The organism is Pseudoalteromonas galatheae (assembly GCF_005886105.2).
Classification (GTDB): domain Bacteria; phylum Pseudomonadota; class Gammaproteobacteria; order Enterobacterales; family Alteromonadaceae; genus Pseudoalteromonas; species Pseudoalteromonas galatheae.
On sequence record NZ_PNCO02000001.1, the window covers coordinates 3,699,723 to 3,715,827 of the forward strand.

The window sequence follows — 16,105 nt, forward strand, 5'->3', positions numbered from 1 at the left end:
TTACGATGAATCACTCTTTGTTATGTATTGACTTGGGTGGCACCAAAGCGCTTGTGGCTTCGGTTGCACACACTCAGGTCGAGCAGGTACGCCAATATGCGGTGCCTAGTCAGGCCAACTTGAACCAAGTTAATGCCTTTGTTATTCGTTTAATCGAAGAAAACCTAACGGCCGAAGCAACCGGTATTGCGATTGGCGTACCAAGCACACTGGATGTATACAGCGGCACGGTGCTGACAACACAAAATATTCCAAATTGGCAAAATGTGCCTCTGAAGGGATTGTTAGAACAGCGCTTTTCATTGCCAGTTGTCGTCCATAATGACGCAAACTGCTTTGCATTTGGTGAATACTTATATGGTGAGCACCATGCCAACAACCTAATTGGCGTATGCCTTGGCACAGGCATTGGTGCCGGTTTTGTGCTTAACGGTAGTTTATATACGGGTAACCATAGTGCTGCTGGAGAGCTGGGCAACTTAAGCTATCTTGATGGAATTATTGAAGATTATGCTTCAGGACAGTTCTTTGGGCGACAAGGAGTTGAAGGGAGGTGGTTGGCCGAACAAGCACGTAGTGGCGACCCATTTGCACTACAACAATTTGAGACTTTTGGCAGTCACGTTGGTCATGCACTCGCGCAAGTAGTCATGGTGCTGAATCCAGATGTCATTGTACTTGGCGGCTCCGTGACGCATTCATATGACTATTTTAACGCTGCACTTGAAGCCAAGATGCAGCAGTTGCTTGGCAATGCTTTATATCAATCCGTTCGTGTCATTCCAAGCACCTTAAATCACGCGCCACTTTTAGGGGCATACGGATTGTTTCAACACAATAAAATTAACCATGATAACAAGGAACTAGCCAATGAAGTTTAATCGGCTTATGGCCCTACTTTTTGGGGTGTCGTCACCCCTTTATGCGCTCGACCAAACCGCAGTAAACTGGTTAGGCCAAAATCTTGATGTAAAGTACACCTTACTTGATAGCAAGCCAAGCACCTGCCCCAAGGCACAACAAAAGTGTTATTACTCGGCGCTGAGTTTTAGCGTAGCTAAAGAAAATACCAAGGCAAATAATGACTTTGCTATCTTTTTTAGCCAACTGATGCCGATTTACCATGTTGAGGGCGATAACTTTGCCATCACCCATATCAATGGTGATATTCACAAAATCACGCCTGCGGCGGGGTTTAGTGGGTTTTCAAGTACTCCCACTACCGTGCGCTTTTATACCAAGGATTCTCAGGTTACGCGCTCGGAATTTATGCCAAACTATGTTGTAACGGACGCGCAGCTTAAGCTCACCCCACAAGTGATCAAAAGCACGCAAACCCAGCGCGATAACGACACAGGACTTGAGCTACAACCTTATCTGGCGCCATTTGATACGCTCAATCAGCTGCAAACCAGCAGTAAAGATGACACGCCGTGGATGGGCAGTGAATACTTATATCAACATCAAGTGAAGCCAACGCTTGATGCTGCAATTGGGCTGATACCAAAGCCCAAACAACTGACGATGCTGTCCGATAGACGCCTCAATCTAGCGGCCGGTATTAATCTGCAACTTTCAGGCGTTTCAGCAGATGCTATCGCCATGGCACAACAGCGACTCAATACTCTCGGGGTAAAAAGCACCAAGGACGGACTTGTAGTTAATGTCGCTGTAAAGCCAAATCAGCAATCAAGCCCACATTATCAACTGACGGTCGCCGAAAATAATATCTCAATCCAAGCCAATAACAGCGCTGCTGCATTTTATGCGCTACAAAGCCTTGCGGGACTGTTGGATATTAATGATTTAAGTATTCCCATGGTGGATATTATTGATACACCAAGGTATGACTTTCGTGGTTTACACGTCGATGTTGCCCGCAACTTCCGCTCCAAAGCCTTTATTTTACAAACCATTGAACAGATGGCGGCGTATAAGCTAAATAAACTGCACCTTCATTTAGCGGATGATGAAGGCTGGCGCTTAGCCATCGACGGTCTTGATGAACTCACCTCTGTCGGCGCTTATCGCTGTTTTGATTTGACCGAAACTCGCTGCCTATTGCCGCAATTAGGCGCAGGAAATGATAAAAACGCGCAAGTGAATGGCTTTTACTCTGCTGAGGATTATATTGAGATCCTGCGCTATGCCAAGGCGCATCATATTGAGGTGTTACCCTCATTAGATATGCCTGGTCACTCACGCGCTGCAATCATCGCCATGGAGGCGCGATATAAAAAGTTGATGGCACAAGGCAAACCAGAGAATGCACAGCAGTATCGATTAGTCGAAGCTGCTGATAAAACGCGTTACAGCTCCATTCAACATTACAACGACAACACGCTAAACGTCTGTATTTCAAACACTTACACTTTTATCGACAAAGTATTAAGCGAAGTAAAAGTGCTGCATGACCGTGCGGGTGTACCACTCAATACATACCATATAGGTGCCGATGAAACCGCAGGTGCTTGGCTAGAGTCACCGGCTTGTAAAAAATTGCGCTCAAGCGTGAAAGATTTTACCAACTTTAACGGTTACTTCATTGAACGGATCGCAAAGTTACTAGATAAAAAAGGAATACAGGTTGCAGGGTGGAGCGACGGTTTAGGTGATGTACGTGCTGCAAATATGCCAGCAAACGTACAGAGCAATGCTTGGGCGACATTAAGCGAAAACGGGCACGCGGTCGCGCATCGCTTCGCCAATCAGGGCTGGCAGGTTGTCTTGTCTAGCCCTGATGTAACCTACTTTGACTTTCCATATCAATCTCACCCAGAAGAGCGTGGTAATCACTGGGCAAGCCGCGCTATTGAAAGTAAGAAGATGTTTGAATTTATGCCAGACAACCTTCCTGCACATGCTGAATTCTGGAAAAATACCAATCACCACGCCTACATAGCCAACGACAGCGACTCATCACTAAACAAAGGGGTTAAGTTTGCCGGGCTCCAAGGACACTTATGGAGTGAAATGCTGCGCAGTGATGCACAAGCCGAATACATGCTTTATCCACGGCTATTAGCCCTTGCAGAGCGTGCATGGCACCATGCCGAGTGGGAATTACCCTACCAAGCTGGCCGAATATACAGCCAATCTAGTGGATATTTTACTGCTAAGTTAAAAGCGCAGCGAGAAGCTGATTGGCAAAGATTCGTGGCTATTTTAGGCTATCAAGAACTACCTAAATTAGCACAAGCCGGAATTGAATTTCGCATCCCTGTCGTCGCTGCAAAACAGCAATCTGGAGCAAAGCTCGACGCTTTTACCGCCATTCCAGGTTTTGTTATCGAAGCACAACTTGAAAACGGAAACTGGGTGCCCTTCAATGCCTCACTTAATCAAGTACAGGCGCTTAGAGCGGTGCACCCAAGCTCAGGTCGCAAAGGGCGAGCTTTGAGTTTAAAGAATAAATAACGAATTAGATCGATATGTGATGCTAAGCCCTACTTAGTTCTTAGCACCTTTATCAAGCACCAAAAGGCGTTGATAAAATGTAATTAATAGCAAAATGTTGAAAAAGTAACAAATATGTTTTAGCTTGGTTACTGTGTTACTCTTTTGTTCTATTAGAATAAAAAGACGACATAAACACAATATAATGAGCTCAAAATGAGCCTATGATTTAGAAGGAATACTGAAATGAAATTATCGTTAAATAAAAAGAAAATCAAAGCCCTATCAGCTGATAAACAAACTGTACCAGCAGTAATGACCCCACAGGTTGCAGGTGGTGGTTTTCGATTCAGCCAAGACAGACTGACGCATTGTGTTGCCAATACATGTGGTCGTCATACTTGCCCTGATGTTTACTAATCGAGAGTAAATAACACGGTTCAGTGCCTCATTGGAGGCACTTTAAGGCTTACTTAAATTTAACTTTTTTGTCGCTTTTCGTATAAATGCGCGACTCTGGTTGAGTCCACTCACCGTTTTTAAAGTATTGCGTCGACACCGTAAATTGACCATCCTCAAACTTACTGGTTGATTTCACCTTTGTAATGCCATCTTTGTTATTGACGACCTCTTCGTAAGCCACAAACTCACTTTGGCTCTGGGCTTTCATCGTACCTTGGGTGTAAAACCCTGCAGTCGTAAAATAGTAAAAAACTAAACTCTCTTTACTTTTATCCCAGAAAATTAATGACTCCCCTCCATACACCCCGTCATTGATTGAGTGTAACGTACGAATAGCGGTACCGTTTAGAGCACGCTCCCAATGACTAACATCTCGCATTGCTGGCTGCCCTTTAGGCACTTCAAAACGAGACTCCCAAGTGCCAAGATAAGGCGAAAAGACCTCAAGCTCTTCGTTTAAGGGCTGATTAGCCCAAGCATAAGTGTTAACAATAAGCAAAGTGGTAAGGATAAGTTTGTTCATTATACTGTGAGTTCCTGTCAACTGACGCGCACAAAGTATAAGTGATGATGAGGGTATTTGCGTAATTGATTATACAAAGGAAGCCATTTACTAAAAATAAACAGGTTGGCTAGTGCAGTGCGCCAACCTGTTACAGGGTCGTCCTTTAAAAAACTTTAGACTCCGAAAAGTACTTTCGTCTCAACATATCATGAATAACAAGCTCTTGTTCTCGGCCATAAGCTTTAAACATGCGGTTATTATGCATGTGCAGAAGCGAGCTAAGCAGGGATTGTATGCTCAAATTTAATGCACCCTCATGATCTAAGCTCAAAATGTCTTTCACCACTGGCTCAGCCTGTTTCTGCCACGTTTCTAGCAAGGCTAAAATAGCCTGTTGAGCTTCGTCACACTGGGTCACACTCGACACGTTGAGCTTTGCAAAGTCATCATCAAGTTGTGCTTGGTGATCACGATAGCGATTACCCAACTGCTTTCTCAACACACTACTTTCATTAAATTCTTTACCAAATCCGGCGCGCAATGAAGAAATCAACTCGATCTTTTGTTCAGCATCATAACTAAACAGCGTTAACAGTCTATCAGTACAAGCCAATGCAACGCGCCAACGAATATCTTCGCCAAACTCTTCTACCAGCTGACAGCTTTTAGCAATAAGTACACTGTCAAACATAAACAAGCTTTCTACCAACGTCATTGACTTTGGACCGCCATAACGTTCGACTTCTCGCTCATAAGTCATGAGTTCCACTTTATGTAATTGAGTGCTTTCTATCATTGGGGCTAGTAATTGATTGAGTTTTGGCAGTAACTCACCACAAAGCACCTGTGGTTCTCCATGGAAACGCAAGCGTAAGTGCCAATCAGGATCACCATAGCGAATAAAAAACCATTTATCGTATAAAGTGCTGTTTTGTTCAATTAACGGCAGTAATTGTTCGTAGAGCAGCTGTTCTACGATAGTGTTACCTGAGTATATTTTTAAGCTTAGCCACTCAGAGCCCGCACTAAAACGCCTCGCTATCGGTTGCGCGGTAATATTCTCTAATGGTTTTTCATTAAAATGACTCAGCGGCGCAGCGCTTTCATTAAGTAGAGGCACAATGATTTCATTGGCATAGTGCATGCCCTGTTGATCGGTTACTCGTGAAGTAAGTTGAAATGTCAGTACTTCAGTAAGTTCGACGGTATTTCGGCCTTTAGTTTCCATCAGTAGAATTTCTAACATCGCACTTTGGCTTAAATTCAGCGTGAGAATATTATCTCCCGCCGCAAAACTTACCCACTCGTCCAACAAGTATTTTTCTTTAAGCTGGCTCAATTTATCCTGATCTACACTTTGATTAACCAGCAAGGCTTCCAGTTCTTTGCGCTCTACACGCCAAGTCCTCTCATTTAAGATGAGATTGTCCAGCATAATACGGGGTACATAGGCCGCGTTATTCAGACTGGCAGGCAATGAAAACCTTGGCGTTTCAACTTCTTGGTGCTGCAACATACAAAGGAACTTATAGGCGCTCAAACTCCTTGCTGAAAAATTGTGTGCACTAGATAGGCGTGGAATAACGCGTTTATCCAAACGCTTGCTCCAGAGTTTTACTTGTCTATTCTCCACCCACACGTAGAGATCGCTGAGCGGGATCTGGTACTCAGGGTCTAGTGCGCTGTCAGCCATAAATACAATTTCATACTGACGTAAATGAGGTCTCGCAATGACATTTCCCGGCCGTCCTTCAGGCATATGCACAATCTCAGCAAAAATAACATGCTCACTATGATTATGCTCTTGCTCTAAATGTTGAATCACCGAATCTTTTAAAGCGTCATCTAGATGACAAAAACGCCCCAACAAGTTCGCCGCAGATGGTCCATAACAACCATTAAACTTCATGATTGGATTAGCTTTATCATCCTCAAATAAACTCAGCATCACAGCCATCGAGCGCGGAAAATTAAGCTCGACCTTACTTTTAATTCTCTGTTTAAGCTCATTACTCTTAAGTACTATACTGCTTTTACCCAAGTTACTCGGGAGAGAAACCGCTTGATCTATAATGTAATCAAGTTCGCTATATTCAGGTGTATTTGTTTGTCCTCCACCAGCATTACCTAATTGCAACCCACCAACTAAGGGGGCGTCATAACCCGTTTCGGTGGAAACACTAATCCCAGATTCATCATCCAAGATCATATCTAGTGGTACAAACTGACCTTCAAACCGGGTATTAAATTTGTTAATGAAGCTTTCCAATGGATTATGCTTGCTTCGCTGGCTTAAGCTCGCCACGATTTGCAGTTGTTTGTTGACTCTTAAGAGTTCCTGTTGCGAAAGCTCACAGGCAGAAAAAGCGCGGTAAGTATCTGATTGAAAGAGTTTGTTTTCCTGCACTTTAACCGGAAGCTCAGACAGATGAGTAAAAATACTTTGATATTGCTCAGGTGTGGCACTTCCTGCTTTATCCATCACAGCAAGATCATTAACCGCCCGCTCCAACTTCGCCGAAATCTCTGGTGGTGCAAATGTCTTCAGCGACTTAATTAACGCCACATCAGGACTCTCTCCCGTCAGTGGTAAAGGAATATCGGGGACCAAAATGCCCTCATTGATCAATTCTTCCAGATATCCACTCACCTCATCATACTCAGCTTCACTGTAATGCTTACAGAACTGCTCTATTAATTGAGAATGACTCAGCCCTTGCTTTGCTAAGTTCAGCATCGTCGTGAAATACTCATCGCTATCCACGGCGCTAAGACGGTATTGCATGGTGTCATCCGAGAGATAAGTTTCAATATAGCGACATTGATCTGCAATAAAGTAGTGAGATGGATTTGGCATATATGTCAGTTTATCTGACTTCGCTTCAGTTTCAGCAAGATGTGAGCGGATCGCCGATAATAAAAACATATCTAAGCGTGTTTTACGGGAATCATGCTCTGCACTCTCGCTCACAAGTCGAGTATCAGCTCCTATTTTCCCCATATGAATGCCAGAGAACAAACCAAATGGCGTAGCGCGAGAAGACATTCGAATGAGATATCGCAGTAGTGCCAACGCGACTTTTTTTCCTTGCTTAGAATGGGGTTTTTCACGCCACTGATCCAAGCGTTCGAGTAAAGACGGGCTAGCGACATAAAGCGCTTCAATAACACCCGGTGTTGCAAGCCATGTACTCAGCATGACATTCGTATCTTGCTGGTTGAACAGAGTTTCAACTGGCAGCTTTGGCGCTCTTAAAACAAAAAAAGAGTCTGTTATTATTTTTGCTGACATAGTATTCCTTAACTCATCAATAAGCAGTCGGTCCAATCGAGGTCATCATCTAGCACACCAATTAGCGCAAGACCAATACCAGCGAAGCCCATCAAGAAACTAAAGTCTTCTTGGTGGGCTTTATCAAGACCATTGTAAGAGTACAGAGCAGCGATGCCACTTTGTTGGTATTTCTGCAAACCGTAATCAAGCCAGCGTAACGCAGCTTGCTCAAGTTTAGGGTGTGGCATAACCTGATTTAGTAGCTGATAAATAGTGACGAGCCCGAAGAAGCCGTGACACAGCCCCGCGTCATTAATATGTCCTTGATGCTCATCTCTATCAACGTTGAAAAGGGCTATTTCTAATGCTCGGTCGACGTAACTTGGTTTATCTAGCGCGTGCCCTACCCTGGCAAGTGTTAATGCGATTGTAAGGTCGCCATAACACCAACCCAGTCGGGAGTGAGAATCATCTCCAGCGCAAGATCCAAAGCAAGCCTTTTTATCAGTTGCATGACTCTGTTGTTCAAGCAGCCAATCACAACCAGAAACCACGAGCTTTTGCGCCCGCTCTTTTACTTCATCATCGTAAAGTGCAGGGATCAATGCCGCAATAATACCAGGTACACCATGTGCCAATCCAAGATTAAACTCATGTTGTTCAAGGTTTTCTTTATCAAAACGATAAACCGACTGTTTTGGCTGAGACCAAGCTATTTGTTTTTCATCAATCGTAATAGCAACTGACTCATATCCAGTTACAAGCCTATTAAATAGCGTGCTTTGCTTGGTTTTTCTAGCTCGGCGAGCAATATAGGGTGAATAGCCTGCAAGTCCCAGCACCATTTCTATCTCTCCAGTCCACGGAGAAAAGTCGAGTGCAGAGGTAAAAAAGCTATCTATTTCATCTAATAGTTCAGGGTCGTAGTCTTCATCATTGTATTGGTTTAAATACTCCAACACCCAAGCTTGACCCGCCAGCCCGGAGCTTAATTCAGGTGTTTGCTCCGCTAGCTCGTTTTGTAATTTTTCTAATGCTTGATGAAATTTTTCTTCGTCAACCCAGCTATCATCGTAATTTGAAGCGCGATATAAAAATAATAAATGTCCAGCTAAACCACTGAGTAAACCATTAGTTATAACCGCATCGAGATCTGATTCAACTCGCTTAACCAAGCTTGAGACTATCGACTGTATTTGTTGTTTTTTTTCTATATTTAGTGAGCTAAGCATACTTTTCCTTGTTAAAACTCTATCGTCTTAATTTTTGTCTTCGCTGTAGCTAAGTTACCCTTTTGTGTAAATAAATTCAAACGTTGGCTTTAACTATAAAACCACATAATTGCACACAAACAAAAACAAATATAAAACACAAAAAAAAACATTTATCATAAATATTGACAAAACCTATAACAGGAACTAGGTTAGTTTTTGACCGCTCTATTTTTCTGAGCGTCCGGAAAAGGATATTTACAAAGGGAACTTTTTAACTATTTAATTTTGGTAAGGAAAAACACATGAAATTACAGCTAAACAAAAAGAACATTAAAGCGCTTTCAAATGACGGAAAGTCAGTACCTGTTGAAATGACCCCACAAGTAGTAGGTGGTGATATGCAAGCACTTTCACCAGCAGGTAGTAACCGTTGCACTTATATTGAATGTTGGACTGGTAAAGCACGCTCATGCTATGAGCATACATGCCAAATGCCATAACCAATATTGAGCGAGTGGAGGAGCTCTCTACTCGCTTTACATTTAAACTATGCTGGATAGTAGTTATAGGTCCACACTCCAAGCGATTTAAGCAATCATTACCTTTAACCTAAAACGCATTAAGGAATTATCACTTCGAAATAGGCTGACAGTGGTCTGCCATATATCAATTTGTTTTTCATTAATGGCGGCTCCACATCCTGCTCTTACTCGGTAAGTAACTGGTCTAAATCACTACGGATCAGTATCTGTGGATTAAATAATTTATCCGGCACTTCAATCTGTTGCACTGCGTCATAAGCAATTACGGTTTTTTGTCCTTTTTGCACTTTGTCTTGTAAAGTCATTGCTACCACTTTGACTTTGTCATCGCGGTTCCCGCGTTCAAAAAATGCCGTTTTTGCATGTTTACCTGAGCGCAAATAAAGCTCAGCTTTTTTTGGGAAATAATCTTTTTGATCAATTTCCAGTAGGATACGCTGATAACTTAATTTGGTTGAATTAGCTTTTAATTCAAGTTGAATAACCCCCTTAACTTGAGCAACATTTTTAACGTGATACTCTTCACTCCAACTCAAAGTTGCAATGTCACCTAACGATGCTTCACCAAGCAGCTTTTGCATCGGAGTAATTCGAATTGGACGACGACTTTTGGGCATAAACATCCAGTAATCGCTTCCTTTCATCAGTACCTTTTGACCCTTTTCAGAGTCAGATTTAAAAATCACTAGAGCGCGTTTTGATGACGATGAATACACATCATATTGTTTTGTATGCTTAAGAATGTCGTCATCAAAAGCTTTCACTGTGGCTGATACCTTCACTGAAGCTGACTCATTTCTAAATGCATCGACTTTTGATAACACGGTTTGTGCATCTATTTTGATAAGCTGTGAAGCATAAACACTAGATGAGGCAACCGCTAATATTGCTAAAGTTAGTAAAGTTTTGGTCAGTTTATTAAACATGGCTTAATGCCTCCGTTATTGGCTTCGTGCTACCTTTGTATGCCGCCTTAAATGCCGCTAATACACAAACTAAAATCATTATTAACATTACACTCAACGCAATTTCCCATGAAAACGTAATAGTAAGTGGATACCCTTGATTACTGCCTGGAGGTGGTGGCATTTCTAACCCCAAATAAACGAGACCCCAAGCAACGAGGGCCGAAATAGCAATGCCAATTGTTGCGCCCAAGAAACCAATGATGCTGGACTCAAGAATGAAGTTTCTGATGATTTCCCATTGATAAGATCCCATTGCTGCTACCGTCCCGATTTCCCTAGTGCGCTCAGTCACCGTCATCGCCATTGTGTTTGAGATAGAAAAGAACACCAGTAACACCATTATTCCACCCAATAGGCCAAAGATACGGTTATATAAATCTTTAACTGATTGATAGTAAAATGCTCTTTCCCACCAAGGGACAAAGGCCAAAGCCGGAACTCTTGGCTCGTATTGCGCGATCGCGCTTTGAGTATTATTCAAGTCAAATAAGTAGACAGAAAGCGAGCTAACCTTATCAGTGTAGAGTAAAGATTGGGCGTCACTCAGTTTAATGTATAGCTGGCGCTTATCTAAGTCCGGCACACCTGTTGTATAAATCCCTCGAACTTCAAAATCTAAGGCATTTAGCGCACCATCCGTGGTCGTCGACATTAGCGTCACATAATCACCAACAGCCACTTTTAAACTCCGAGCTAAGTCCTTACCTAGCACAATTTGTGACTCGGCTTCAGAGTCACTAAAATCCGATAATGCCTGACCAGATAGCATTGTTAAGAACGGCCCTTTCACCATAAACTCTTCTGGCTCAACTCCTAACCCAATGAAAATAGAACTTTTTTCACCATTTGAAACGAGTCCATTAAAGTTGATTCGAGGTAAAACGCTCTTTACCCTTTCATCTTCTAATAATTGATTTTTTAGCAGTTCAGTATCTGCCAAACCGTACTGCAACGGCATATCTTCTTCTTGCTCTAGCTGTTTTTTATGGGTAATTATAAAGTTACCTTCATCTCTTGCTGCTTTCTCAGCTAAAGATTGGTAGGTAAACAGTGCAAATCCACTAGTCGTTAAAATAGCCGCCACCGCTACCGCGGCAACCAAAATTGTGAACAGTGAACGTCGTCCGTTTCTCAGTACGTTAAAAAATGCAAATACAACCCAACGCATTATCCTGCTCTCCTGTTATCTGCTTGTTGTAACTGTTCTGTGATGTGCCCGTCAGCAAGATTTAATACTCGATGGCAGCGATCCGTCATCCGGTGATCATGAGTAGCAATAATAAATGTTGTACCCATGTCATTACCTAGATCACGCATTAGATCCATCACCATGTTCGCTGTGGGTGTATCCAAGTTTGCTGTGGGCTCATCTGCGATAACTAATTCAGGTTTCTTTACTAATGCTCGAGCTATCGCGACACGTTGTTGTTGACCACCAGAAAGCTGGTCAGGACGTTTAGATATATGATCTTTCAAGCCAACTTTATGAACAATTTCGACAACTCTATCCATTCTTTGCTGTTTATTAAGGTTTAACATTAACAACGGATATTCGATGTTCTCAAACACCGACATCACAGGAATTAAGTTGTAGCGTTGAAATATGAACCCCAGTTTTTCTCTTCGAATTTGGGTCAATGCGCTTTTCTGCTTTGGAATTGGCCGATCATTAATCCAAATCTCTCCTTGATACCGCTCATCAAGTAATCCACATATATTGAGTAGCGTTGATTTGCCACTACCCGATGGCCCGCACAGAGAAACGGTTTCACCAGCGTGAATATGCGCAGCAACCCCCTTAAGTGCATCGACAGTTACGTCACCTGTCGTATAAGATTTTCGAATATTTTCAAAACGAAGCATATAAGCATCCTTGTGGTTATTTAGTACTAACTAACTGGAGCTTTTGTGCCAGCTCCACCATCGATTTTGCTTGCTCAGCATCATCTAATTTTTCAGCAGCTGCTGCCGCACAACGGTACGCACTAACCTGTAAAGCAGGCTCTAACTGTTTAAACTGCTCACTTTCACTGATTACTTTGTTCAGCAAGTAACTTCCATGCTCTGCGCGATTCATCATTTTTGGAACCTGAGCAAAAGTACAACCGGCAGTTACATTAACTCGTGCTCGCAATGAATAAGGTAAAGACTTAGCCTGCTTGATTGCTCTAGACAACTTCGCAATCCCTTTTTCTGCGTATTGCATTTTTTGCCATGGTTTATTGGTATAACGAGCTTGTGTCGTCTCTGTGCTACCTAACATCGCCAGAGCAACTGGATTTGGTGCTTTTTCGTTAATTTCTTTCAGTGCATTAAAAGCGAATTGATTTTTTTCTTGCGAGCCTTGTAGCCCCGCTTGGTAGGCTTCGATTACCTGCTCAGGAATAGCATTTGAGGCTTCGACGTTTAAGCTTAAGAAGCCCATTGCTGTTATTGCACTTGCTATGATTAATTGGTTTGTCATCACTATTACCCTGTGTTTTTCTGTTGATATGAACATCATAAGAAAAGAAAACCGATAACAGTAAATAAGGTGATAACCTGCGCTTAGGTGGGATAAATGGTATATATTAAAGATAAAGTGAAGTGCAGTTTAAAAATTGAAATAATCTAAGGCCGGGTCCGCCGTTATCCATGATTCAATTCGCGGAATATCTAGATTTGAGATGCTAAAGATCACACTTTTAGCATCTGAAAGGATATTACATCTGCTTAAAAAGCGATTGATATTTTCGACTTACCGCCAATCTATCACTGCTATCTTTTAAGTCTATGTAAACATGACCAAGCTCATCTTTAGTAACACGTTGAATTTTTTCAACTTTGACGATGCAATTACGATGGATACGCCAAAACACTTCTGGATCTAACTCACTTTCCAGTGCTGTAACTGCTGTTTTTATCAAATAAGTATCTGTCGCAGTATGCACTTCAGTGTATTTATTATCAGCAATGAAATACTCAATATCTGAGGTGTTAACGACGTGAAGCTCATTATTTTTGCTAGCCTTGATCCATTTCAGGTGGCTGCTTGTTGCGGCTGCCTGAGTGGTTCCGATCAATTCTTCAAACATCTCACTGAGTTGAGCTTTTTGGTTTAAGTCGGGAGATTGTTGGAGTACTAGCTTTTGCAGACGTTCAACAGTTCGCTCTAAACGAGATTCTTCGATGGGCTTTAATAGATAATCAATCGCTTGATTCTCAAAAGCCACCACTGCATGCGCATCATAAGCCGTGATAAAAACAACATAAGGCGGCTGTGCGTGTTCACACAGTTGCCGCGATACTTCTAACCCATCTATGCCAGGCATGCTAATGTCCAAAAACACAACTTGAGGTGAAAAAGCCTCAACGAGCATTAATGCTTCTTCACCATCCGCAGCTTGACCAACAATATCCAGCTCTGGCCAGACGGCTTCCAGCATCATTTTTAAATGTGCTCTTAAAATAGGCTCATCGTCAGCGATTACCGCTTTTATCCGTTGAGACATTAATGGGTACCTCCAAAGTTACGCGAACCTGTCCCACTTGGCTATCGTCATAAACCAGCTTAGCTTGATCCCCATAAAGCTGTTCCATTCGCTGTTGCACGTTTTTCAGGCCGACATTCGTGCCCTTTCGTTTACTGCCCCCGATATTACAATCGTTCGACACAACAATAATCACATTCTGCTCAGTGCGCTGTATTATTAGCTTCAGCATACCACCGGATTTAATCTGCTCAATACCATGAGTTACCGCATTTTCTATGATCGGTTGCAGCAACATTGGCGGAAACAAAATATCATCTGTGACTTTATCGGTGACATCGTACTCAATATGCAGACGTTCGCCTAGTCTAATTTTTTGTATGTCCAAGTAAGCCTGATTAAATCTGAGTTCATGACCAAGTGTCAGCCACTGTGTATGTGTCCGGTCTAGGCTATGTCTCAACAAAGCAGTTAATGCTGACAGCATTTTACTCGCTTGTTTCGCGTCAATCGTAATTAACGCTTGGATATTCGCCAGTGTGTTAAAAAGAAAATGCGGCTCAATCTGAGATTGAAGTAGCCTCAGCTGGGTTTCTAGTAATAACTTATCTTTTTGCACTTGGTCTAGCTCGAACTGATAAAGAGCGCGTCTTAATTGTGCGGTTTGCTCATTGCGGTAATAAATAAAGCTAACCACAATCATGAAAAAACCACCAACAACAAACACCCCTAAGTACTGCTGTAAGTCATCAACATAACCACCTGAGTTCTTTATTACATTTAAAAGGATAGGTGTTACACCCCAAACTAAAAATGATAAAACCAATGCGACCGAATATTGTGTAGCCAACTTCATGTTAGGGTAATTTGTCGCCAGCCAAATTCGTGATAATCGAATGGTAAAACCAATCCCGAGCGATATTAGCACCGAAATTATCGGATATTTAGCCCAGCCTATGGCGTAAATCGCAAACCCGATGAGTGTACATATCAATGCCAATCGAACATTTTTTTTCCAATGGTTACCACTAATCGGTGCCCCTTCAGTCTGACTCATATTAAAATTTTAGTTCCGTAGAAAAGTACCATGTCCTGCCAAAGCTAAGCTGCTTATAGATAGCTTCATTATCACCGGCATACTGCCGAATACCGCCACACAGTGAGTTATGTTTAAAGCCACTGTAGCATAGCTTCCCATCAATCAACATACTGTTATCATTAGGGTTTACAACCCAAGTCAACGCAGGCTGCCACACTGTCGATGAGGTAGTTCTCAGGTGCAGCATCAGATTATTCCTAAACAAATTTTGGGTTGCAAAATGCCCGCGCATTACCCGTAATTGATGACTTTCTATATTACCATCTGCAGCCGCAATCAAGTTGCGCCACTGCCCATTACCCGGTGCTCGGCCATCGTACCAATACTCAGCAATTAACGTCACCCCAAAACGCAAACTGTAATTGATACCCATTAAGGCTTGAAGACTACCACGCCGCCATTGCGTTTGAACTGAAGGAAGAAAGCTGTCTGATTGCAAAGTGTGGGGGTCAAAAACTGGCATCCTGTGCCTTTGCTGCCAAAGTAATGAGCCATGAATTTCCATGCTATCACCGATAACAGTAACAGCACTACCGCCTACTCTTGCGCCTAATTTCTCGTCATAGTGCGCAACGGCCTGAGCTTCAAAATTTTCAAAGTATCGATAATAACGACCACCACAGCCAAAGCTTGCTGCCACTTTCGCCCCTTTTTCTAAATAATCAGGGACAGTTTCGTTACACAATAGGCTGACACTACCTGTTTCGGTGAAATAGTCTCCCACCGCCATCCAAGTGCCAGGCGGCACTGCGGTATAGACCGCAAGGGAATCGGTAGGAGAAAACATATCGAGAGGTCGAAAACCATAACCAACATCCCAATCCAGTTTTTTCTTGCCGACTGACGCAAACCAATCGCCCAACATCAAATCGTAATAAGCCTCCGAAACGTCTACATCGAGTTCAGACACTCCAGCCATTGTCATCCAGTTTGCAGTGGCCGCAACTCTAATCCCATTAAACTCAGTACTAACATCGAGAGCAGTAAACCAGAACGTCGTGTCTTTTTCATCAAAGATTCGGCTGTTACTGGCATTGAGCTCTTGTACGTTCATGCGCCAAGCAGTATCAAACTCAACGGTTGCATTTGCTGAGTAACTTAACAAAGTGAGAATGGCTGATAGTAAATAGTAGTTGATTAGTTTTTGCATTATGCCCTCCAAATGTGAGTAGCAT

Annotated in this window: 14 protein-coding genes; 4 read left to right on the top strand and 10 right to left on the bottom strand. The window is 42.6% G+C overall.

What is annotated here, in order from left to right:
* Positions 1 to 5 precede the first annotated feature (5 nt).
* The 3 genes from CWC29_RS16455 (at position 6) to CWC29_RS16465 (ending at position 3,816) form a co-directional block, all read left to right on the top strand.
* Positions 6 to 881: an ROK family protein gene (locus CWC29_RS16455; protein WP_138524539.1), complete on the top strand. Its 876-nt coding sequence runs from the start codon at positions 6 to 8 to the stop codon at positions 879 to 881.
* Positions 871 to 3,417 (top strand): family 20 glycosylhydrolase, encoded by a 2,547-nt coding sequence (locus tag CWC29_RS16460; protein WP_138524540.1) that lies wholly within the window; start codon positions 871 to 873, stop codon positions 3,415 to 3,417. Before CWC29_RS16455 ends, CWC29_RS16460 begins: the two co-directional genes overlap by 11 nt.
* 225 nt (positions 3,418 to 3,642) lie before the next feature.
* Positions 3,643 to 3,816: a hypothetical protein gene (locus CWC29_RS16465; protein WP_162847788.1), complete on the top strand. Its 174-nt coding sequence runs from the start codon at positions 3,643 to 3,645 to the stop codon at positions 3,814 to 3,816.
* A 49-nt stretch (positions 3,817 to 3,865) separates the two neighbouring features.
* Here the strand turns inward: CWC29_RS16465 and CWC29_RS16470 are convergent, their stop codons facing one another.
* From CWC29_RS16470 to CWC29_RS16480, 3 genes are all read right to left on the bottom strand, one after another.
* On the bottom strand, positions 3,866 to 4,381 hold the full coding sequence (locus CWC29_RS16470; RefSeq protein WP_128727211.1) for a hypothetical protein: 516 nt from the start codon (positions 4,379 to 4,381) through the stop codon (positions 3,866 to 3,868).
* A 145-nt stretch (positions 4,382 to 4,526) separates the two neighbouring features.
* Positions 4,527 to 7,655 (bottom strand): lantibiotic dehydratase, encoded by a 3,129-nt coding sequence (locus CWC29_RS16475; RefSeq protein WP_138524542.1) that lies wholly within the window; start codon positions 7,653 to 7,655, stop codon positions 4,527 to 4,529.
* An 8-nt stretch (positions 7,656 to 7,663) separates the two neighbouring features.
* Entirely contained in the window at positions 7,664 to 8,869 is a 1,206-nt protein-coding gene (locus CWC29_RS16480; RefSeq protein WP_128727209.1) for a lanthionine synthetase C family protein, read from the bottom strand.
* A 284-nt stretch (positions 8,870 to 9,153) separates the two neighbouring features.
* On the opposite strand from CWC29_RS16480, the gene CWC29_RS16485 reads away from it, so the two are divergent.
* Positions 9,154 to 9,351, top strand: a complete 198-nt coding sequence (locus CWC29_RS16485) for a hypothetical protein (protein WP_128727208.1) — start codon at positions 9,154 to 9,156, stop codon at positions 9,349 to 9,351.
* Between the two features lie 206 nt (positions 9,352 to 9,557).
* Here the strand turns inward: CWC29_RS16485 and CWC29_RS16490 are convergent, their stop codons facing one another.
* The 7 genes from CWC29_RS16490 to CWC29_RS16520 all read right to left on the bottom strand — a co-directional run bounded on the left by CWC29_RS16490 (position 9,558) and on the right by CWC29_RS16520 (position 16,080).
* Positions 9,558 to 10,319, bottom strand: a complete 762-nt coding sequence (locus CWC29_RS16490; RefSeq protein ID WP_138524543.1) for an outer membrane lipoprotein-sorting protein — start codon at positions 10,317 to 10,319, stop codon at positions 9,558 to 9,560.
* Positions 10,312 to 11,529 (bottom strand): ABC transporter permease, encoded by a 1,218-nt coding sequence (locus CWC29_RS16495; protein WP_138524545.1) that lies wholly within the window; start codon positions 11,527 to 11,529, stop codon positions 10,312 to 10,314. The genes CWC29_RS16490 and CWC29_RS16495 overlap by 8 nt, the downstream gene beginning before the upstream one ends.
* Positions 11,529 to 12,224, bottom strand: coding sequence for an ABC transporter ATP-binding protein (locus CWC29_RS16500; RefSeq protein WP_128727205.1), 696 nt, complete (start codon positions 12,222 to 12,224; stop codon positions 11,529 to 11,531). The genes CWC29_RS16495 and CWC29_RS16500 overlap by 1 nt, the downstream gene beginning before the upstream one ends.
* A gap of 16 nt (positions 12,225 to 12,240) precedes the next feature.
* Entirely contained in the window at positions 12,241 to 12,825 is a 585-nt protein-coding gene (locus CWC29_RS16505) for a hypothetical protein (protein WP_138524547.1), read from the bottom strand.
* Positions 12,826 to 13,063: 238 nt separating this feature from the next.
* On the bottom strand, positions 13,064 to 13,852 hold the full coding sequence (locus CWC29_RS16510; RefSeq protein ID WP_138524549.1) for a LytR/AlgR family response regulator transcription factor: 789 nt from the start codon (positions 13,850 to 13,852) through the stop codon (positions 13,064 to 13,066).
* Positions 13,821 to 14,888 (bottom strand): sensor histidine kinase, encoded by a 1,068-nt coding sequence (locus CWC29_RS16515; RefSeq protein ID WP_128727202.1) that lies wholly within the window; start codon positions 14,886 to 14,888, stop codon positions 13,821 to 13,823. The genes CWC29_RS16510 and CWC29_RS16515 overlap by 32 nt, the downstream gene beginning before the upstream one ends.
* 1 nt (position 14,889) lies before the next feature.
* Complete coding sequence (locus CWC29_RS16520; RefSeq protein ID WP_138524551.1) at positions 14,890 to 16,080, bottom strand: hypothetical protein; 1,191 nt, start codon at positions 16,078 to 16,080, stop codon at positions 14,890 to 14,892.
* Positions 16,081 to 16,105 lie beyond the last annotated feature (25 nt).

What these genes read in the sequence shown, in the direction of transcription:
- CWC29_RS16455 (WP_138524539.1), top strand. Translation starts at nt 6, where the DNA reads ATGAATCACTCTTTGTTATGTATTGACTTGGGTGGCACCAAAGCGCTT.
- CWC29_RS16460 (WP_138524540.1), top strand. Translation starts at nt 871, where the DNA reads ATGAAGTTTAATCGGCTTATGGCCCTACTTTTTGGGGTGTCGTCACCC.
- CWC29_RS16465 (WP_162847788.1), top strand. Translation starts at nt 3,643, where the DNA reads ATGAAATTATCGTTAAATAAAAAGAAAATCAAAGCCCTATCAGCTGAT.
- CWC29_RS16470 (WP_128727211.1), bottom strand. Translation starts at nt 4,381, where the DNA reads ATGAACAAACTTATCCTTACCACTTTGCTTATTGTTAACACTTATGCT.
- CWC29_RS16475 (WP_138524542.1), bottom strand. Translation starts at nt 7,655, where the DNA reads ATGTCAGCAAAAATAATAACAGACTCTTTTTTTGTTTTAAGAGCGCCA.
- CWC29_RS16480 (WP_128727209.1), bottom strand. Translation starts at nt 8,869, where the DNA reads ATGCTTAGCTCACTAAATATAGAAAAAAAACAACAAATACAGTCGATA.
- CWC29_RS16485 (WP_128727208.1), top strand. Translation starts at nt 9,154, where the DNA reads ATGAAATTACAGCTAAACAAAAAGAACATTAAAGCGCTTTCAAATGAC.
- CWC29_RS16490 (WP_138524543.1), bottom strand. Translation starts at nt 10,319, where the DNA reads ATGTTTAATAAACTGACCAAAACTTTACTAACTTTAGCAATATTAGCG.
- CWC29_RS16495 (WP_138524545.1), bottom strand. Translation starts at nt 11,529, where the DNA reads ATGCGTTGGGTTGTATTTGCATTTTTTAACGTACTGAGAAACGGACGA.
- CWC29_RS16500 (WP_128727205.1), bottom strand. Translation starts at nt 12,224, where the DNA reads ATGCTTCGTTTTGAAAATATTCGAAAATCTTATACGACAGGTGACGTA.
- CWC29_RS16505 (WP_138524547.1), bottom strand. Translation starts at nt 12,825, where the DNA reads ATGACAAACCAATTAATCATAGCAAGTGCAATAACAGCAATGGGCTTC.
- CWC29_RS16510 (WP_138524549.1), bottom strand. Translation starts at nt 13,852, where the DNA reads ATGTCTCAACGGATAAAAGCGGTAATCGCTGACGATGAGCCTATTTTA.
- CWC29_RS16515 (WP_128727202.1), bottom strand. Translation starts at nt 14,888, where the DNA reads ATGAGTCAGACTGAAGGGGCACCGATTAGTGGTAACCATTGGAAAAAA.
- CWC29_RS16520 (WP_138524551.1), bottom strand. Translation starts at nt 16,080, where the DNA reads ATGCAAAAACTAATCAACTACTATTTACTATCAGCCATTCTCACTTTG.